General features: G+C 42.4%; 17 protein-coding genes. 5 read left to right on the forward strand and 12 right to left on the reverse strand.

Translation table 11 applies throughout. From position 1 onward, the window contains the following. Positions 1-210: 210 nt before the first annotated feature. The gene (locus AC25CA_RS15650) at positions 211-1,113 is read right to left on the reverse strand and encodes a diacylglycerol/lipid kinase family protein (protein ID WP_486814776.1); all 903 of its coding nucleotides are present in this window, start codon (positions 1,111-1,113) and stop codon (positions 211-213) included. Positions 1,114-1,244: 131 nt separating this feature from the next. Next, positions 1,245-2,951 (reverse strand): sensor domain-containing protein, encoded by a 1,707-nt coding sequence (locus AC25CA_RS15655; protein ID WP_486814777.1) that lies wholly within the window; start codon positions 2,949-2,951, stop codon positions 1,245-1,247. Between the two features lie 145 nt (positions 2,952-3,096). Here AC25CA_RS15655 and AC25CA_RS15660 point away from each other — a divergent pair, with 145 nt between their 5' ends. Continuing rightward, a complete protein-coding gene (locus AC25CA_RS15660; protein WP_486814778.1) occupies positions 3,097-5,436 on the forward strand; it encodes an ATP-dependent DNA helicase in 2,340 nt (779 codons plus the stop codon). Between the two features lie 104 nt (positions 5,437-5,540). Next, positions 5,541-6,500 (forward strand): type II secretion system protein, encoded by a 960-nt coding sequence (locus AC25CA_RS15665; protein ID WP_486814779.1) that lies wholly within the window; start codon positions 5,541-5,543, stop codon positions 6,498-6,500. Positions 6,501-6,549: 49 nt separating this feature from the next. On the opposite strand, the gene AC25CA_RS15670 is transcribed toward AC25CA_RS15665, so the two are convergent. The 5 genes from AC25CA_RS15670 to AC25CA_RS15690 all read right to left on the reverse strand — a co-directional run bounded on the left by AC25CA_RS15670 (position 6,550) and on the right by AC25CA_RS15690 (position 11,942). Further along, positions 6,550-7,527 carry a LacI family DNA-binding transcriptional regulator gene (locus AC25CA_RS15670; RefSeq protein ID WP_486814780.1) on the reverse strand — a complete coding sequence of 326 codons (978 nt, stop codon included), beginning with the start codon at positions 7,525-7,527 and terminating at the stop codon, positions 6,550-6,552. Between the two features lie 18 nt (positions 7,528-7,545). Next, complete coding sequence (locus AC25CA_RS15675; RefSeq protein ID WP_486814781.1) at positions 7,546-9,183, reverse strand: alpha-amylase family glycosyl hydrolase; 1,638 nt, start codon at positions 9,181-9,183, stop codon at positions 7,546-7,548. Then, positions 9,180-10,412, reverse strand: coding sequence for a glycosyltransferase family protein (locus AC25CA_RS15680; RefSeq protein WP_486814782.1), 1,233 nt, complete (start codon positions 10,410-10,412; stop codon positions 9,180-9,182). Before AC25CA_RS15680 ends, AC25CA_RS15675 begins: the two co-directional genes overlap by 4 nt. A 141-nt stretch (positions 10,413-10,553) precedes the next feature. Beyond that, positions 10,554-11,159 (reverse strand): histidine phosphatase family protein, encoded by a 606-nt coding sequence (locus AC25CA_RS15685; RefSeq protein WP_486814783.1) that lies wholly within the window; start codon positions 11,157-11,159, stop codon positions 10,554-10,556. Positions 11,160-11,306: 147 nt separating this feature from the next. Continuing rightward, a complete protein-coding gene (locus tag AC25CA_RS15690) occupies positions 11,307-11,942 on the reverse strand; it encodes an MgtC/SapB family protein (protein ID WP_486814784.1) in 636 nt (211 codons plus the stop codon). A 94-nt stretch (positions 11,943-12,036) separates the two neighbouring features. Between AC25CA_RS15690 and AC25CA_RS15695 the strand changes: the two genes are divergently transcribed. Both AC25CA_RS15695 and AC25CA_RS15700 read left to right on the forward strand, forming a co-directional pair. Next, positions 12,037-13,452, forward strand: a complete 1,416-nt coding sequence (locus AC25CA_RS15695) for an aldehyde dehydrogenase family protein (RefSeq protein WP_486814785.1) — start codon at positions 12,037-12,039, stop codon at positions 13,450-13,452. Between the two features lie 131 nt (positions 13,453-13,583). Beyond that, positions 13,584-14,129, forward strand: coding sequence for a glutathione peroxidase (locus tag AC25CA_RS15700; protein ID WP_486814786.1), 546 nt, complete (start codon positions 13,584-13,586; stop codon positions 14,127-14,129). Positions 14,130-14,254: 125 nt separating this feature from the next. On the opposite strand, the gene AC25CA_RS15705 is transcribed toward AC25CA_RS15700, so the two are convergent. The 5 genes from AC25CA_RS15705 to rbsK all read right to left on the reverse strand — a co-directional run bounded on the left by AC25CA_RS15705 (position 14,255) and on the right by rbsK (position 18,755). Continuing rightward, a complete protein-coding gene (locus tag AC25CA_RS15705) occupies positions 14,255-14,989 on the reverse strand; it encodes a GntR family transcriptional regulator (protein WP_486814787.1) in 735 nt (244 codons plus the stop codon). Positions 14,990-15,017: 28 nt separating this feature from the next. After that, the gene (locus AC25CA_RS15710) at positions 15,018-15,740 is read right to left on the reverse strand and encodes a GntR family transcriptional regulator (protein WP_486814788.1); all 723 of its coding nucleotides are present in this window, start codon (positions 15,738-15,740) and stop codon (positions 15,018-15,020) included. A 104-nt stretch (positions 15,741-15,844) separates the two neighbouring features. After that, positions 15,845-16,870: a fructoselysine 6-phosphate deglycase gene (frlB, locus tag AC25CA_RS15715; protein WP_486814789.1), complete on the reverse strand. Its 1,026-nt coding sequence runs from the start codon at positions 16,868-16,870 to the stop codon at positions 15,845-15,847. A 351-nt stretch (positions 16,871-17,221) separates the two neighbouring features. Beyond that, positions 17,222-17,854, reverse strand: a complete 633-nt coding sequence (locus tag AC25CA_RS15720) for a ribonuclease H1 domain-containing protein (RefSeq protein ID WP_486814790.1) — start codon at positions 17,852-17,854, stop codon at positions 17,222-17,224. Further along, a complete protein-coding gene (gene rbsK, locus AC25CA_RS15725) occupies positions 17,847-18,755 on the reverse strand; it encodes a ribokinase (protein WP_486814791.1) in 909 nt (302 codons plus the stop codon). The genes AC25CA_RS15720 and rbsK overlap by 8 nt, the downstream gene beginning before the upstream one ends. Positions 18,756-18,885: 130 nt before the next feature. Between rbsK and AC25CA_RS15730 the strand changes: the two genes are divergently transcribed. Continuing rightward, on the forward strand, positions 18,886-19,476 hold the full coding sequence (locus AC25CA_RS15730; RefSeq protein WP_486814792.1) for a hypothetical protein: 591 nt from the start codon (positions 18,886-18,888) through the stop codon (positions 19,474-19,476). Positions 19,477-19,544 lie beyond the last annotated feature (68 nt).

Genomic DNA, 19,544 nt, shown 5'->3' on the forward strand with positions numbered 1-19,544 from the left:
AGCTCACATTTAGCCACATGTCCCCAACTAGTCAGAGTAGTCCGACGATTTCGAATGGCATATAGCCCTGACTTTATAAGGTATCCTTTTTGAGAAAAGAGGAAACGCGACCCTTAAAAAAGACAAAAAAAAGAACATCCGATTGAATAATGAGGTTAACAATACAGCAACCCTCTTATTCAGATGTTCTTTTCTACTAACAATTAGAATCTAAAGCGATTCTGCAGACACGATTAATTCAATGGCTCCCGGCTCCATATGAAATTGTACCGGTAAAAGATCGCCTCGTTCTCCATCCACATCAAGGGGCACACTACTCAGTCCGTTAATGATCAGATCCTGGGTTTGAAAATGATGAACTTTGGAGTGTTGTACATGAATTCCCATCAAAAACCGTGTAAAGATCTCCATCAGCTCTGGAATCGGTGCCTGTTCAATCACCAAGCAATCAAACTTGCCATCCTGATAGGATGCGTCGGGCAGTGCACGGGAAAATCCCCCAACACTTGCCGTATTAGAGACCAGAAATAAAAGAGTATCCACCGTAAATGTTTTTTCTGGCGTTTCGAATGTTAATAAATAGGATTTTGAAATTTCTTCCGGCATTTTAACTGCGCCCTGCACATAATAGGCTAGTCTTCCAAACCAGGTCTTCCATTCCGATGCTAGCTCGTGGGCAATACTCGTAAAAGCACCGCCAGCGGCAACATTAATAAAAAATCGATCATTCACTTTCCCAATATCCACAATTTGAACCTGTTCATCCAGCAACATATCCACAACATCCCCAACCGAATTGGGAAGTTTAAGCTGACGGGCAAAATCATTCACCGTCCCCGCAGGAAGTATAGCCAAACGAGGCCGCTTTTCATATTGCATCAAGCCATTGATCACTTCGTGGATGGTCCCATCACCACCGCAAGCCATGACTATATCTACATCTCGTTCTATCATCGTTGCAGCCATGTCTTCAGCGTCCTTCGGGCCCTTTGTTGCGTAGAGGCTGACAATCCAATTTGTTTTCACTTGAACCTGACGTGCGATCTCAAAAACCTTGTCTTGCTCCCATTGCCGCCCGGCAGAGGGATTATAAATAATAAATAACTCTTTCATGGTCTGCCTCCTTATCCTCTTTGTACCCTATCCATCCCCGTTAGTCAATCTTCTTACTAGGATCTCGCTTGCACCGGGGTGTCATCCGCTTTTCATTTTTCCTCAAAAGAAAAGAATAAGCGCCAAAGGGCTTATTCTTCTGTTGAAACGAGCCAGTTGTGAATGCTCTTTTTCAATGCAGGGCGATAATAATAGAATCCTTGAATATAATCAACCTGGTGTTCTTGATAGAACTTCAATTGTTCAAGAGTCTCTACCCCTTCCGCCACAACTTTTAAACCCATCTGCTTAGACAAGACCACCATATAAGAAACCAGCTTTTGTACATTGATGTCCTGCATCATGCGCTCTGTGAAAAACTGACTTACCTTCACCTGCTTAACATAACGATTCATCAGCCGCTCCATCGCCGCATAGCCATTTCCAAAATCATCAATAACAATGGAGAACCCCTCTTCGTCCAATCGATTTAAATTATCATTGGCCACGCCATGGCAATCAAATTTTAAGTTTTCCGTAACTTCAAGTTCAATCCATTTTGGATCCAGTTGATAACGGGCTGCCATTTTCAATACATGTTCTGCAAATTCAACCTGCTCCATCTGTTTAATCGAGAGATTCAATGCCATTCTTATGGGCACACTTCTTCCAGCATTGATTTCTGCAATCATGGCAAAGGCTTCTTCCATCACAAAGTCTCCAATTTGCATAATCGCACCATTACTCTCAGCAATCGGAATAAACTCACTTGGTGAAATATCCCCTAGTTCTGAATCTTTCCATCTTGCCAAGGCTTCCACCTTGCTGATTTCCCCCGATTTCATCTCCATGATCGGTTGATAAACCACATAAATTTTTTTCTCCTCGACTGCAGAACGCAAACGATTCTCCAATTGAAACCGCCTGATCCGTTTCTGTTTTAAACGAGAAGAGTAGCGAATCCATTTCACTTCCTTTTCTTCTCGAATTGAATTCAAAGCCAGCCGAGCATTATTGACCCACTGTGAACTCGTTTTAACAGAATCACCTTTCTCGGCAAATCCAATCTGAACACCTTGGCTAAGAACCAAACCTTCAAAATTATATTCCTCAAATTCCAATGCCAGCTCTCGGGCTACCCTTTCACTTTTTTTATCTTCCAAAGGCAACACAAGGGCAAATCCATCCATTTTTAATCGAAAAACCTGTCCATTTTTTTCCACAGCAATTTGACCCAAGCGGTCTGCCAATGATATTAGCAATCGATCACCAAAGGCAAATCCAAAAGTTTCATTGATGCCACCGATACCAGACCAATCTGTTACAAAAACACCATATGGTTGAGGATCTGCCATAGCCGCTTCCATAAGCTGCATCATCATTCTTTCATTGGGCAAACCTGTTAGTTCATCGTGATTCGCCTTACATTCTAAATCCTTATAAAAGGCATTTTCTTTCGTTTTGTCAATTGCCATCCCAAAGATGCCAACAACCTCATTTGAACGAGGGTCGTTGATCACTGCTTTATGAACCAAAAAATCAAGCTTATTCCCTTTCATCTCTACGCCCTGTCGTTGAAAATCATAGCAGGCAGACTGATTGTTACTTTCTATAACCATTTGGTCTTGATGCAAATATTGAAGCGCTTCCTCTTTTGAAAATAATTCCACGTCTTTTCTTCCCAAGACCTCTTCCCGAGAGCGTCCCACCATATCGCAAAACATCTGATTCGCGAAAAGATGCTCTCCTTCTACTGTTTTAACAAAAACAGAAACTGGAATTTTGTCAAAAAGCTGATGCATTTCATCACTAAATATTTCATTCAACTGAAATTTGTTGATTCCTGCTTGATTTTCCATCTCACTCTCCTCATTCAAATATTCACCATATATTTATATTTTAACACTTTTATCTTAAATTTAGTAATTATTTCAAATTTTCAGTTCTCTCCTTTCTGTTTTTTTCGTAATTCAAATGAGATATAATACTGAAAGGAGGTTTCTTATGGTTAATCATCTATCTGTACGTAAATTTGTGGAATTCATTCTCGCATCCGGCGATATTGATACCACCTTTCGAAGTCAAAAGCGTGCAGTTGAAGGCACCTTTGCCCACCAAACCGTGCAAAATCGCTATCAAAAAAAATTTGGCGACGAGTATGAAACAGAAGTCCATCTCCTCTTCCAGAAAGAAACGCCCTATTATACCTTGGAATTAGAGGGACGTGCCGATGGCATCTTCCGCTTCAAGGATCATCTTGTTGTCGATGAAATCAAAAGCATCAAGGGCAGCTTAGCCCTTGTCGAAGAAGGCCGTCTTACTCACTGGGCGCAAGCTAGGGTCTATGCAACAATCATCATGATTCAAGAGGATCTTGCAGAGATTGGCGTTCAACTGACCTACTACAGCATGGAAGAAAAGAAATCAAAAATTTTCGAAGAAAGCTGGAAGCGCGATGACTTGCTGGCCTATTTTGAGGACCTTTTAATTAATTACGATCAATGGGCAACCTTGCAAGGCAAATGGCTTCTCAAGCGAAATCAAGCCATCCATTCCCTGAACTTTCCATTCTCCGCCTACCGAACGGGCCAACGAGAAATGGCCGTTGCTGTTTATCAAACCATTCAACAAAAGACCAATCTATTTCTTCAAGCTCCAACAGGCACTGGAAAAACCTTGTCGGCGCTTTTCCCTGCCATAAAAAGCCTGCCCAATTCGAATATCGAGAAAATTTTTTACCTAACTGCGAAAACGCCACATAAGCAAATCGCCTTAACAACGCTGAATCTCTTTTTAGATTTTCCATTGAAACGCATTGAGCTTACCGCAAAAGAAAAAATTTGCCTAAATGATGTTTGTCAATGTGAACCGGAAATCTGTCCCTATGCCAAGGGACATTTCGATCGTGTGAAAAACTGTCTATGGACCATGCTAGAAGAAGAATCTCACTATACCCGGGATGTTATTCACCGTTATGCCAAAGAATATCAAGTTTGTCCTCTCGAATTGGGCTTTGACCTTGCCCTCTTTTGTGATGTTATTATCGGTGATTACAACTACGTCTACGATCCAAAGGTGTATCTCCGTCGTTTTTTTGACACGGACCATACCCCTTATCTATTTTTGATCGATGAATCTCACAACCTTGTAGATCGCTTGCGAAGCATGTATTCTGTTCAGATCAACAAACAGGATATACTCACCCTTCGCCGCTTGGTCAAACCCCATCATCCCAAACTAGCCAAGGCTTTAAATCGGGTGAACCGCGTATTTCTAGACCTCAAAAATGAAGATGATCCCCCTTACAAGCCCTTGGATGCACCGCCTGATACCATGGATCGCGCCCTTCGCCGCCTGATTGAGGATCTAGATCCCATTCTGGCTGAACGCAATTCACCCCTGCAGGAAACCCTCTTGGATTTTTATTTTCAGGCCTTGGATTATTTACGCATTGCGGAGCAACATGTAGATGAGGGCTATTTGATTTACCTCTATCAACAGAAAAAACAATGCACCTTGCATCTCTACTGCATGGATCCCGCTATGAAGATGAGGACTTTAAATCAACGTGCCAAGTCGTCGATCTTTTTTTCTGCCACGCTCTCTCCGTTTCCTTATTTCAAAGAATTGCTGGGTGGTACGGAAAAAGACAAAACGGTGTCAATTTCTTCTCCCTTTGATACAAAGAACTGTTTTGTCGGCCTTCAATACGGAATTAATCTGCGCTATCGCTATCGTGATGCCGCAATCCCCCAACTGGTTGCCCTAATCGGAGAATCCATCAAGAAACGGCCTGGAAATTATATGGTTTTCTTTCCTTCTTACGCATATATGCATCAAGTATACGATGCCTTTTTTAACATATATCCCAAGCAACGAACCATTCTGCAAGAAAGCGGATGGGGCGAACCAGAACGAGAAGTCTTTTTGGATGCCTTTGAAAAAGCACCCGAAGAATCACTCCTTGGATTCTGTGTCTTGGGCGGCGTATTTTCAGAAGGCATCGACCTGCCTGAAAATCGATTAATCGGAGCCATCCTGGTGGGAATCGGATTGCCGCAGATCAGTTTTCAGCGGGATCAAATTAAATCCTATTTCGATAAAAAACACGGAGACGGCTTTCTTTATGCCTATGTCATCCCGGGAATGAACAAGGTCATGCAGGCAGGCGGACGTGTCATTCGCACCGAAAGCGATACGGGTATGATTGTTCTAGTGGGTCAACGGTTTTCACAAGCACCTGCCATTGATCTGGTGCCCGACCACTGGCGACATGGACAATTCTATGGAGAAACCAAACCCCTATTAACTGATTTGGAAGCATTCTGGGAAAGCAACAAATAAGATCCCTTCACCAGAGATCACGGATCCAATTTTTAAACTTATTTAAATTGATTTTCTCCAATCCTATTGATAAGATTAATTGACAATTCCCTGGAGGAAAGCAAATGAAAAAAAATGGATTCACCTTAATTGAATTACTTGTCACCCTCGCAATTCTAGGGCTTGTGCTTGCCATTGCCGTGCCCAATTATATGGCCGTTCAATCTTCAACAGGCAATCAAGCTTGCAGCCAACAGCGTGCATTGATCAACAAGGTCCTCAATGAGCAGATGGCCCAACAAGCGACAGAAGACTTGGAAGTTCTGCTTCAAACCCTTTTAGATGATGACTCCAAAATATATTTCAATGACCAACCCGTTTGCCCCGCCGGGGGCACCTATTCCACCATCGAACTGGATTCTGGAAAGATCGGTGTAATTTGCTCGGTCCACGGTGCACCCGAAGGTGCTGTCACCTTCAAGGGATATCAATACGACTTTTCCGATGGTACGGTAAAAGATTTAAATACTATTGGAACCATCGGCTATGGAAAGTTCACCTACAACGAAGACACAGGAAAATTTTCATCTAGTCGCGGTGCTGCTTTCATTCCCTATGATAAAAGCAATCATTACAAAATAACCACAACAGCCGATCTTTCTGCTGGTAGTAATGGGTACGGTATTTTCTTGGAAACCAGCTTAAATGAAAGCAATAAGGATAGTGGTTCCATCATTCAATTCGACCCTGGATTAGGCACTATGATTGCAAAACGAGAACGAGTAGATGGAAAAGAGAAACCTCACGAAAGAATTAATGTTGGAGACTATATCGCAGAAGCGAAGGTGAAAGAAAACGTCGAAAGTAATTGGTGGAAATCCGAGCATACCATGAGCCTAGAAGTCATAAGCATCGACGAAAACACCAAAGGTGTAAAAGTCTATATCGATGATGTTGCAATCTTCAATGATGGTGAATATTCCTACGTGATCGATTCTAACAAAGAAGATAAAACCTATACAGGTTTTCGAACCTGGAGCGGCGATGTAGAATTTTCCGGCATCGAATATGAAAATTTAGACTAAAATGCAGAATCCCCGCAGCCAAAGGCTGCGGGGATTCTTTGCTTTTCTATTAGGTTTCTCGAACAAGCAGTTTATGGGGCAGAATTACTTGTTCAAGTGGTGCATTCATTTTTTTCATTTGCTCTTCTAAAAGACGAACAGACAAATAGCCCAAATCAAAAGTAGGCTGTTTCACACAAGTAAGCATCGGCGTTGTCAATTCCGAGATCATCGTCCCGTCAAAACTGATAATCCGAACCTCTTTCCCTGGTTTCACACCCTTCTCAACCAATACTCGAATGGCAACTGCTCCATAGGTATCCGAATTCATCAGTAAGCCATCTATATCGGGATTTTTCCTCAAGGTAGTCTCAATTTTATCCTTCAAAAGATATAAATTATCTTCACCACAAAAGATGTCTATCCTTACACCCTCGACTTCATCGCCAGCCCGTTTCGCACCATTCGCTCGATCCACCGACGAACTAGAGCCTCGCGCTCCACCAAAATAGGCGATCCTTCTACAGCCTGATTGTAGCATCTCATGGGTTGCTTCATACGCTGCTTTTTCATTGTCGACGACCACATAGGAAGTCGGCATCGGATCGAAATACTCATTGCACATAACGACCGGAACCTTTTTTGCAAGCTCCACCAATCGATCACTGGTAATCGATGAAGAAACAAAAATTGCACCCGCTGCTTGATTACTATCTAGCAAGGCAAGAAAATGATCCATGTGACTCGTTTCAAATTCAACGGTTCCAATCATTGGATTCATATGTGCCTCTTTTACCCCTTGCTGAATACCACGAAGAATATCGGCATAAAAAGGGTTAGAAATCGTTGGAACCACCACCAATATGGAATTGCTCCTTTGCATTCTTAGATTTTTCGCTACAAGATTCGGCCGGTAATTCAACTCCTCAATCGCCGCCAAAACCTTCTCGCGCGTTTCTGCCTTCACAATGGGATCATCGTTTAATACCCGTGATACCGTTGCGACAGAGTATCCGCACTGTTTAGCTACATCTTTAATCGTGTTCATCCCATCACATCCCTGTCTTTATTGTATCACAAGAATCCGCCCCTCATATGCAGCTAACTTTGATTGCCTCTTATGCTTCGAATGCGTTGTGATCAAACATTTTCCCTCTTCAAAAAACGTTCGATCTTTTTCTCGACTTGTCAAATTCACTTCGATCACCAGTCGGCGCCCTTGCCAAAGGCGTTGAAAACTGATCACGCCCGGTTGGCACTCTAAGGGTTTGAAACTTCCCCTCCGAAGGGTCGATTCTACTTTTCGCAGATTAATCATCCTCTGATAAAAGGAAAGAATCGACGTTTTATCATTCAACTCACGGGCTACATTCACATGCCTGTAATTGATAGCCGGAGACAGCTTCGGTTTTACCACGCTAAATCCCGCGTGGGATTCCGCACTCCAATGCATGGGATAACGCGCATTATCGCGACTCGTTTCCCACACGTCTCGAAGTACCTTTTCTTCCGGCTCACCGCCCTCAAGAACCCTTCGTTGATAGGTTAAACAGGTACGGATATCCTGATACTGCGAAAAATGCCGATACCTGGCATTGGTCATGCCGATCTCTTCGCCCATGTAAATAACCGGAACACCACGCAGACTTAAAAGCAATAGAGCCAGCGCTTTTGAGGATTCGCGCCAGTAGCGCCGATCTTCCCCAAAGTGGGAAACCGTACGACTTAGGTCATGGCTTCCAAAAAATATCATGGCCGCTAATTCAGCATCAATCATCTGCCAACGAAATAGGCGTTCTTTCCAACCCATAATAAATGCTTCCTGAGACTGCTTTTTTTCTCGATAGTAGTCCGTCGGTTCAAATTGCAAAAAGGAATCTAATTCTTTCCGAATCGGCGCTGCGTACGCGTATGCTTCCAACTCCGTAATGCCCTGGGTCTGACCGATCAAGAAAAGATCCTCTCCAATCAAGCGGCTTCTCAACTCTTGAATATATCTGTGAGACAAGGAATGGTTTTGAAAAAAGGCTTCTGGATATTCAGGTAAATTCGTTGCTGGATCCACACTCACATCCGGTAGTCCTGGTTCCTTTCCAATTTTATTAATAACATCCAGTCGAAATCCATCAACACCACGATCAATCCAAAACTGCAAGACCTGGGTTACCGCTTGGCGGACCTCCGGATTCTCCCAATTCAAATCCGGCTGCCAGTCGGAATAAAGATGAAGATAATAGTCATCTGTCTCCTTTGTTTGCGCCCAACATGATCCACCCACCTTGGAAGAAATCCAATTATTCGGTGGAGCATGGCCTCGTCCTGATTTCCAAATATAAAAATTCCGATACGGATTTTTCTTTGACTTTTTACTCTCTAAAAACCAGGTATGCTGGTCCGAAGTGTGATTCAAGGGTATATCTAGTATTAATCGCATGTCGTTATCTTTCAAGGATTTTACCAACTGATCAAAATCTTCGAGACTTCCTAAGCTTCTACGAATTTTTAAGTAATCACTAACATCATATCCACCATCCTTCATGGGAGACGAAAAGATTGGACAGAGCCACAAGGTTTCCACCCCAAGCCTAACAAGTTCTGGTAGTTTCTCACGAATTCCATTCAAATCCCCTAGTCCATCACCATTAGAATCATAAAAACTATCTGGATAGATTTCATATACAATCGTGTCTTTCCACCATGTCATTTGATCCACCCCCCAATCTTCATTAAAAGTTCTTCTTGATCACATTGCGCCAACCAAGCTTGCCCCTTGGAAAATCGCCGTCGTTCCTCTAAATAATTCGACCAACGCGGCTCTTTTTCAACCCCTTCTAAAAATACCAACAATCTTTCTTCCATCTCATTCAGCTGCTTCATATCCGTTACATCTTCCCGTTCCATTCGGATAGTATCAATCCAATCTAATATTTGTCTTCGAAAATCTTCTTGTCCGAACATGGCATATAAGTATTGAGATGAATCTTTTAAATCCGAAAGGGTGAATTTTTTCTGTGTCATCACCATCTGGCGCTCCAAAATAAATCGCCTGATATTGTTCTCAAACGACCGAAGGAAATCCTCTCTTTCACTTATAGGCGGCTGATGTAAAATGGTGACGTCCTTTTCCGAACAAAACCAGGTTAAAAAAAGACGATTCCCCGGTTTGATTTTCATTCTTAGGTCGCCATTCTCATAGAGTAAGCGCGCCGCCAATAATAAGGAAAAATCTTCTCCCCGCGGAACCTTCCTTGGATAAAATATTTCTTTTGCAACAGAACTTCTTATGCAGAGATTGCCCCCCAATCCAAACAGGGTTTGACTGCAATCATCGGTCGACAATAGTTTTTTTAAGTCTGCATCCATCGAAGAGACCTTCTTCCAGGTCGTTAATGGATCTTCGCCTATGATACGCCTGCTTCCATTTTGTTCGTATGGCGCCGTCACAATACCATATTCAGGGTTCTTCTCAAATAATTCTGCAAACCGTACAAGATGATTTTCTCGAATCAATTCATCATCATCCAATTGCATAATTACATCTTCGTGGAACATGAAGGGAATCAAAAATCCTAGATTCCGAATCTCTGGGTAGCCCGAGGATTCGAAAAACTCAATCTCCGTCTGCTGCCGAAAATCGGCCACCTGCCGGTTGCTAATCACATGAACACGCGGTAGTCCCCCCACATTTTCGACAATTTTTTTGATCTTCTGCTCTATTTCTTGGTCAAAATCGATTCTTTCATTGGCTGCAATCCCAAACAAATACAGGGTATATTCATCTTCCGCCCTACGATTGGCATCCCGCAAACTTTCCAAGCTAGCTTTTAATGTATTCTCTTTTTCAAATAACCAAAGAGGGGTTGGGTGATCAAAGGGACTTTTCTCCCCTGGACTTGTTACAATATAGGTGTTGATCACAATGGCTATCTTCATCGGTCCTACCCTCTTTCTAAAGATCACTTATGTTATGCCCTTACCCGTGGGGCTGAAAAGTATGCTTCCCATTTTCTTTCATCTGTTTTCTTCTTGATTCAGAATTTGTAATCGATTACATTTATCTCCAAATAGAAAAAGCTATTGCTCTTCTATCTTCTTTAGACGATTGATTTCTATCAACTCTACTTGCTTGTCTTTAAAATTGAAAAACAACTCAAATCCCAACCCATTAGGCACTGGGAGTTCAAAAAGATTGGCTCGATTGTTTTTCCGGCACAAGGAATAAATCAATCGAATTACACCTGAATGACAAACTAAAGTGAGACTCTCCTTACCAGATGCTATCATTTCTTGACTCAGAACTTTTAAGCCATCCATCACCCTCTCTTGAAACCGAACATAACTTTCACCCTCTTCCACTTCGGCTCCTGCTAGCCAGGCATCAAAAAACTGATCATGATCGATTTCTTCAATTCCCATTCCTTCATAAATGCCAAAATGAATTTCTCGAAATCCGTTGACCTTCAGAATTTCCTGGTCTGGAAAAAGAATTTTCGCTGTATCATAAGCACGACTCAAATCACTTGAGCAATACCCGTCTGTTTTTGGATAGGGATAAGATTTTTGCAAAGCCCGCAAGGCTTCAATCCCTTCTACAGTAAGCGGAACATCATGCCAACCACTTAAGGTATGCAACTTGTTCCCCATGGAATAACCATGACGAAGTAATACAACTCTCAACATCCAAACACCTCCATAAGCTCAATTTCAATGTACATAGCTATATTTTATCCTCATTTTACCGGATAAAAAAATACCTTGCAAGAACGGCAAAAAGCACAAGCTTCGTTCAATCAACGATTACTTGCGCCATTTTACACCCCTTTTTTCCTAGACAACTTCAATAACACTTTCAATTTTCGATAATTCCAACACCAACATACTATAAGACGTATTCGGTGGAACATCAACCACCAAATCTACCATACAAACCGTTTCATCCCCCTGACTCATATGGATGTCCTTGATCAAGACATTTAACATATTTGCGATATGCCCAATATCTGCAATCAATCCCGTTCGCTCATGGAAAGTCAAACGTATATGCTTATACTTTTTCTTAGCGCTAACCCGTTCTAAAGCACCTGCAACCAAAAGAATAAGCAATGCCAGTACGCTTGCGGCTCCTGCAGCAAAATAGAAACCTGCACCTGAAGCCAATCCGATAGCAGCGCACAACCAAATACTGGCAGCCGTCGTCAATCCCTTAATTTTATCTCCACTGAAGATAATTGTGCCCGCTCCTAAGAAACCCACACCACTGACAACTTGAGCTGCCATCCGCGTCGGATCCGCATTCGGAAATGCGTAAGCAGAAATCATCATAATCAACGATGCCCCTACGCTTACAAGAACATGAGTACGAAACCCAGCCGGTCGTCGATTGATTTCCCGTTCAAATCCAATCACACCACCAAATGCCAATGCTATTAATAATCGAATCAGTATTTCTTCATTTGTAATCATGTAACCACCTCATTTTAATTAGTATACCAGATTCCAGCGTTTACCGGAAATTGTCAGCGGTATATATGTAATAAGGGAAGAAAGGAGGCACGCCATGAAACTAAGCAATGAGGACTTTGCAAAACTCGCAGTTAAAGAACAAAAGAATCTCTTTCAAAGTGGCAAAACACTTTCCTATGATTTCCGCAAACGACAGTTGATCCGACTAAAAACTGCCATTAAATCATATGAAAAGCCCTTAATTCATGCATTAGAGAAAGACTTTCACAAGCCCGCCTTCGAATCCTACGTAACTGAAATTGGACAGGCTTATGAAGAAATCAACTTTGCCCTCAAACATCTAAAAAGGTGGATGAAGCCAGAGCGTAGACACACGCCAATCACACAATTTCCTTCCCGTTCTTATATATACCCCGAGCCAAGAGGAACCGTTTTTGTTATTGCGCCTTGGAATTATCCATTTAATCTCGTCATTTTGCCTTTAATCGGTGCCATAGCTGCGGGTAATACAGTTATCTTGAAATCCGCTTCCGAAGTTCCCCACACATCCGGCGTCATCTGCGAAATGATCGGAACAACCTTTGAACCAAATTATGTCCTTGCGCTGACTGGTGACGCAAATATCACTCAAGCTTTTTTACATGAGCCCCTGGATCATGTTTTCTTTACGGGCAGCATGCGAGTCGGGAAAATCATCATGCAAAAAGCTGCCGAAAATCTAATTCCCGTTACCTTGGAACTTGGCGGAAAAAGTCCGGCCATCGTTCATGAACTTCATAATCCCAAAGTTATCGCGCAACGCATTGCATGGGGAAAATTCATAAACGCAGGCCAAACCTGCGTAGCCCCCGATTATATATTGGTAAAAGAAGAATTAAAGGAACCACTAATCAAAGCCTTGATTGATGTGTTGCATGAATTTTATGGTGAAATAACTCCAGATCACAAGGATTACGCTCATATTATCAATGAAAAGCATTACAATCGACTCAAAGGCTATCTCACTGAAGGAAATATACGCTTCGGTGGAGATACCGATGAAGATGCACTCTTCATTGCTCCTACCTTGATGGATGAAATTTCAGAAAAAGCCAAAGTCATGAAGGATGAAATATTTGGTCCGATTCTTCCGATTCTAACCTACCAAACGATCGAAGAAGCCATACAAATCGTCTGCCAGCAACCAGATCCTTTGGCACTTTATCTCTTCTCAGAAAATCAAGTGATCATCGATCGCATAATTTCTCGAGTTCCATTTGGCGGCGGCGCCATCAATGATACCATCTCCCATTTGGGTACCTCATATTTAGCCTTTGGAGGCAGGGGCAGAAGTGGCATGGGCAGCTACCATGGTGTTAAAAGTTTCGAAACATTTAGCCATCACAAGTCAATTTTGAGAAAACACAAACGCTACGGCATCTCTCTGGCTTATCCGCCTTATACGAAAGAAAAACACAAAATCCTTCGCACACTTGAGAAGCATCGGCTTTTAAAAAAATTCATTAAATAGTAAAGCAATGATCCATTCGCCCTTACTATAGCTAATTCACTATTTCTCGCAGTTAAAAAAACTCTGCATGGAATGTTTGAAGGTGGGTATCTTATCCTAAATTATAATAATATCAACTTAGGAGGTTGCATATGTCAATTTACTCATATCCATACACAAAGCTTGACGGGGAAGAAAGCAGTCTTGGTGAATATCAGGGCAAAGTTCTTCTTATTGTCAATACAGCAAGCAAATGCGGATTCACCCCACAGTATAAAGGGCTCGAATTGCTTTATCAGACCTATAGTGAGCGAGGACTCGTTGTCCTTGGTTTTCCATGTGATCAATTTGCCAATCAAGAACCCTTAGATGGTGATGATTTGGCGAATTTTTGTTCCTTAAATTATGGCGTTACTTTCCCCTTGTCCCAGAAGATCAAGGTACGAGGCAAAGAAGCTGACCCTCTCTATCAATACCTGATTCAGGAAGCACCCTTCACTGGTGCCGACCCTTCAAAACCAGAAAGCAAGGGTTTCTTTACAAAAATGAAGGGAAAGTTTCCAAAACTTTTTGATGGAGATTCAATCAAATGGAACTTCACCAAGTTTTTGATTGATCGGGATGGAAATGTGGTTTCTCGATTCGAATCACCGGTTACACCAGATGAAATTGCCGCCTCGGTTGAGGCCCTGCTGTAAGCGATTATTTGATCACTTCAAAAAAAGCACGTGAATTTCGAGATCTCTTCTCGATTTTCACGTGCTTTCTTACAATCAATCTGCCTCTTTACTTTTCATGGTCGCTTGATTCATCACTTGCTTCCTTATTTATTCATAAAGTGAACCGTAAAATCACTCTTATCCCCACGGGTATAGGTTCGCGAAAATTCAATAATCCGGTTATTTTCATCGTAACTCGTGCCTGAAAAAAGTAGGACCGAATCAGAAGGATCAATACCCAACCTTTTCGCATCCTTGTAAGGAAGCGTGGTCAAATCAAGGGTTTGATCGGCTCTTGTCAGCTGAACACCATAAAAATCATAAATTTCATAAATAGAAAATACCGCCAAATCAATCTCATCAAAGTTTGGAATCAGTTCTGTCGGGATATAAATTTCTTCCAAAGAAACCGGCTCTCCATCAGCAAAACAAATCCGCTTAATATAGTAAATTTCATTTTCAGGACGGATATGAAAAATCATGGCATACTTTTCTCCTGCTTGCCGGATCGCCTTGATCAAGACCTTTGTAGACGGTTGTGCCCCCTTGGCCTTCATCGTCTTCGTAAATCCACCCAAGGTATCCAAGTCACGTTCCATCTTGGGTCCAACAACAAAAACACCTTTTCCCTTAACACTTTTCAACAAACCTTCCATAACCAAAACTGAAATGGCGTTTCGCACCGTCAATCGATGAATGCCATACAGTTCTGCCAGTTCATTCTCTGATGGAATACTCATTCCAGGCAAGAACTCTCCACTATCAATCTGATCTCGAATTGCTTTTCTGACCTGCAAATATATCGGTGATTGATAATCTATCGCCTTCTCTTCCTTCAAAGCAATCCCCCATTTCCATCTACTTTTTTTATCGTTTCAATACGCTGAACAATTGAATTCGATCTGCTCGAACCCACGACTGGAACGATTCTACAGGTTCATTTTTCTCATCCCAGGCGACGCCATCCAAGTAAAATAGGGCCGTTTCTTCCTGAAGATTCAATTGGTCTGCCTCACTTTTGCCTGCATAGGTCATACCAACCTTCTCATTCCCACCCAAAATCATGACACCATAGTGGTTCTTCAACACTTCATACAGAGATTCTTTTTCGAAGTCAAACCGGATCAATTCAGGAAACCGATCCTCACTCAAGCAGGTCCGTTCTAACATCAGGGGCTCTCCATCAAGCATTCGAAGGCGAATCAACTCATAAATACCCCTGCCAATAGAAACATGCAGAACATTCGAAAGCTGTTTGGTGCATGGAATCAAACGAAAGGAAACGACCTTCGATTCAAAGTCCTTCCCCTTGTTTGCCAGCAATTCGGTAATCGATTGACTATCTTGGAGGTTTCGCACGATTTTCGGTTCAGCGACAAAGGTACCCGATCCTTTCTTGTTGTAGAGCTTGCCCTCGGCAATCAATCGCTTGATCGCCGAGCGCAGAGTCGTTCGATTCAATCCCCACAATTCACAAAGAGCGCGTTCGGATGGAAGTTTCGCATGCGGCTTCACTTGATTCTTTCTGATATGCCATTCAATTTTTTCCATCGCCTCATCACGTGGCCGACTGCGATATTCTCGATTCATCGCGGCCTCCTTTCCATCTCAATTCCTTGTAACTTCAGTTGGTAGAATCATATCACACTCTAAATTTCCGATCAATCAAACATCTCTACAACTACTAACAGCTACTAATACGGCATCAAGCCTCCATAGTATCGACGGTCATCTGGATTGTGGTCTTTGCTGATCGACAAGTAATAATAGAAATACTCCAAAGGAACAAAAAGAACAAAGGGTGCTAGCATGGGGTGCATATCCTCGATATAGTCTTTTGCATCGAATACAATCACATCCGAAGTCAGCTTTTCAACGAAATGAATCGCGCGTTCCGTGGTATGGCGTGACTCATCTGTTCCCAACATAAAGACGTAAGGAATTCCCTCTTCCACCACCTCTAGAGGACCGTGTCTGAATTCTGCCGCATTCAATGCAGCACCGTGGGTCCACGTAAACTCAAGCATGGTAATTACGCCTTCCTTGTAAGCCAAGGGCATCAAGGGACCTGCTGCAACGGTATAGATAAAAGGCCATTTGCAAGCCTTCTCGCCCAATTTCATGGAAGCTTCTTCCGTCTCCTTGACCAATTTCGACAAAATTTCCGGTAGCTTGTTAAGATCTGATCGAATTTGGGTCGCTTCTTCGTTCGGGTCTATCTTTTCAATCATTTCCAAAGCAAAACAATAAGTGAGTAACAAGTGAACTTCCCAAATACACTCTGCGCCATAGGCGATCACTTCCTCGGCTGCATCCGCAAGCAGGTTTCCATCTGGGTTTTTGGTTAAGCCAACTGTAATTGCACCTGCTTTTTTCGCCTTCTCCAAAGACAGGGATACCTCTTGGGAATTTCCAGAATCTGAAACACCGATTACCAAGCATTTTTCATCCAATTTTTTTGGCGTATGGTCGAGAAAATCCCAGCCGCTATATGCCTCGCAAGGCATCTCTGAATACTTGTCAAAAACCATCTTTGCTGTCTGACATGCACACAAAGGGGAACCACAAGCCACATAGTAGACACGCTCGATCCCCTTAGAAACCGCCTGATTCACGATTTCCTTAATCCGTGGAAAATCACGCCTTATAATTGTTTCCACTTCTTGAACCATGTTCCCCGTTACCAGAAAATCCACTTCATTCTTGTCAATCTTCAACATTTCCATCACTCTCCTTTTTTATTGATCTCATTCACTTTGCAAATTCGCAATAGCCACAACGATGAGATTTGAAACCCTACTATTATTTTCATACTAATTAAAACCACTTGGATATATAAGTTAATTGTTTTTCATACCAATCTTATCGATGTTAGTATATCATTCCGTTTTTTTTACGTCAATGCCTATTTATTCTGAATATTTAGCGATTACTTTCCAGTTATTTTTCTTTTTTCGAATCAAAACCATAAAGCTCTATAAATTTTGATAATCAGGTTGAATGTTTTTCATACCATATAAAAAAACCCCACACAAGTTTTCCTTGTGCAGAGTCCTTCACATTTCTACTCTTTAAATTAATCCAAGTGCTTTTTTTGCCAATTGATCTGCCATTTCATTGTAAGTATCGCCTGTATGGGCTGCCACCTTCACAAACAATACCTGAAGCTGATCTTTAATCGATTCATAGTAAGCGCGATAGGCTTGCGTACCCGGTTTATTCGCTTTCCACTCGCGAAGCGGCCAATGGCGAATTCCAGCATAATCATGGAAAATCACCAGGCGAAGGTAGCCTTCTTCGACAACTTTCCTCATGGCCAGTTCTGCAGCGTAAATCTCCCCTGAAACATTGCGCATATCAACAAGTTCCGGGTCCTCACCCATCACACTAAGAGTCTTGGTCGTTTGATCCGCATATAAAAGGACAACACCTGATCCGTAACGCATGGTTTTTACATCGAAGCTGCCGTCCACATAAGCGTACACCGTGTCTGGCGAGTCCGGCCAATCCGGTAAACCTGTGCCCTCTTTCGAGCCTGCTTTGCGCTCCGGTTCTCCTCCAAGAAAATCAAGAGCTTGCGATTTTGTGGGAAAACTCTTGTAAACGGCACCCGAGACTCCCTTTACCTGCGCTTTGCAATCATCCCAATTTTCATAAATACCTGGCTTTGAACCCACTTTAACAGCATAGAACTTCTTAGCCACGGAAGCCGTCCACTTCTTGGCGTGTTGGCAAACTGCTTTGCGCACCGGCCTTTTGTACCGTCAAAGCACCAACCTTGGTCGCAAACTCAATCGCCTCTTCCAGTGATTTCCCTTCCGCCAAGGCAACCGCTACACCACCATTAAAACTATCGCCAGCTGCTGTTGTATCCACCGCTTTGACCTTGAAAGCAGGGAATTGACGACTGCCATTCTCATCAATCACCAGACAACCCTTAGAACCCAAGGTTACAATCAAAACTTTAACGCCTTTAGCCATCATGGCTTTTGCTGCTGCTTGAAGCTCATCTTGACTTTCGGTCGGCATACCAGAAAGAATCGCCAATTCAGTTTCATTCGGTGTTAAATAATCAACATTTTGAATGAGTTCATCTGCCAAAGGCACGGCAGGTGCTGGATTCAAAATCGTTACTTTCCCTTGTTCCTTTGCTAACTTAAGCGCATAAGTTACCGTATCTAAAGGGCTTTCCAATTGTGTAATCACAATCTCCGATTCCTCAATAACCGATTTTGCCGCATCAATATCTGCTGGCTTCAATTCCGCATTGGCACCCGGAACAACCACAATCGCATTATCTCCGTCAGCTTGTACGGTAATCAAAGCAATCCCTGTTGAGGTTGGCGCTTTTGTTACGCCTTGCGTATCTACTTTCGCATCCTTCAAAGCTTGGATTAAGGCTTGACCAAAAGCATCTTGGCCCACTTTTCCAACCATAGCAACATGGCCTTGCAAACGCCCCATGGCCGCCGCTTGATTGGCACCCTTGCCTCCAGGAACTTGATTAAAACTTTCTCCCAAAACAGTTTCGCCAACAACAGGAATTCGCTGACCCCTTGCTACCAAATCCATATTTAAACTTCCTACCACACAAATCTTTCCCATGTGAATCCTCCTTGTTTTCATTTTCAGTCCTATTGTATCAAATTCTAGAAATTTCTACACCACTACATCACGAATTCATACACATTTCACAAAAATTGGGATACAATAAAAGGAACAAGGAGGTGAAAGTATGAAGAAATTTTTCAAAGGGTTATTCCTTTTGATCCTTATTCTCGCTTTGATCGGCGTTGGACTGATCTTCACCGTGAGACCCGACAATCCCAATCAATACACACTCGTCAAAGAACAGCCGCAATTGCAGGATATTATCTCCGGTGCAGAACTAGGCGTAATGGATGGCTTGCGACTAAGTTTTTCTGAAACGCTTCTTAACCAAATTTTCTCTAATGGCATTCTTCAGTCTTTAAATGAAAATCCGAAAGCAGGTGTTGAGTTTAATGGTTCAAGACTCTATATTCAACAAGAAATCCTACATGTTGGTGCATCACTCGAATATTATCGCATCCCGATTGGCCTTGACGCCATTGCAAATGTTGATGTAGAAGGCGATGAAGTAGTTATCACCTTTACCGATATTCAAGTAGGTGCATTGACTTTACCAGATTCAATTTACAACCGAATCATTGACACTGAGGAGTATCGCTTCCCTCGAAAAATGGAGATGTTCACAATCGATTCCTTTGATTTTGTTAATGATCAACTGGTCGTTTACTTTTCCATTGAAGCAGACCAATTGCTTCAACAGTTTACAAACAAATAATTGGCAATCAATTAAAAACAAGACCCATCGACGAGTCACGCATAATATGCGGCCTCGTCGATGGGTCT

This window comes from Gottschalkiaceae bacterium SANA, assembly GCA_036323355.1.
Classification (GTDB): Bacteria; Bacillota; Clostridia; order Tissierellales; family GPF-1; genus GPF-1.

Excerpts from the sequence above, each read along its gene's own strand:
- AC25CA_RS15650 (WP_486814776.1), bottom strand. The coding sequence starts at position 1,113 with ATGAAAGAGTTATTTATTATTTATAATCCCTCTGCCGGGCGGCAATGG.
- AC25CA_RS15655 (WP_486814777.1), bottom strand. The coding sequence starts at position 2,951 with ATGGAAAATCAAGCAGGAATCAACAAATTTCAGTTGAATGAAATATTT.
- AC25CA_RS15660 (WP_486814778.1), top strand. The coding sequence starts at position 3,097 with ATGGTTAATCATCTATCTGTACGTAAATTTGTGGAATTCATTCTCGCA.
- AC25CA_RS15665 (WP_486814779.1), top strand. The coding sequence starts at position 5,541 with ATGAAAAAAAATGGATTCACCTTAATTGAATTACTTGTCACCCTCGCA.
- AC25CA_RS15670 (WP_486814780.1), bottom strand. The coding sequence starts at position 7,527 with ATGAACACGATTAAAGATGTAGCTAAACAGTGCGGATACTCTGTCGCA.
- AC25CA_RS15675 (WP_486814781.1), bottom strand. The coding sequence starts at position 9,183 with ATGACATGGTGGAAAGACACGATTGTATATGAAATCTATCCAGATAGT.
- AC25CA_RS15680 (WP_486814782.1), bottom strand. The coding sequence starts at position 10,412 with ATGAAGATAGCCATTGTGATCAACACCTATATTGTAACAAGTCCAGGG.
- AC25CA_RS15685 (WP_486814783.1), bottom strand. The coding sequence starts at position 11,159 with ATGTTGAGAGTTGTATTACTTCGTCATGGTTATTCCATGGGGAACAAG.
- AC25CA_RS15690 (WP_486814784.1), bottom strand. The coding sequence starts at position 11,942 with ATGATTACAAATGAAGAAATACTGATTCGATTATTAATAGCATTGGCA.
- AC25CA_RS15695 (WP_486814785.1), top strand. The coding sequence starts at position 12,037 with ATGAAACTAAGCAATGAGGACTTTGCAAAACTCGCAGTTAAAGAACAA.
- AC25CA_RS15700 (WP_486814786.1), top strand. The coding sequence starts at position 13,584 with ATGTCAATTTACTCATATCCATACACAAAGCTTGACGGGGAAGAAAGC.
- AC25CA_RS15710 (WP_486814788.1), bottom strand. The coding sequence starts at position 15,740 with ATGAATCGAGAATATCGCAGTCGGCCACGTGATGAGGCGATGGAAAAA.
- frlB (WP_486814789.1), bottom strand. The coding sequence starts at position 16,870 with ATGTTGAAGATTGACAAGAATGAAGTGGATTTTCTGGTAACGGGGAAC.
- rbsK (WP_486814791.1), bottom strand. The coding sequence starts at position 18,755 with ATGGGAAAGATTTGTGTGGTAGGAAGTTTAAATATGGATTTGGTAGCA.
- AC25CA_RS15730 (WP_486814792.1), top strand. The coding sequence starts at position 18,886 with ATGAAGAAATTTTTCAAAGGGTTATTCCTTTTGATCCTTATTCTCGCT.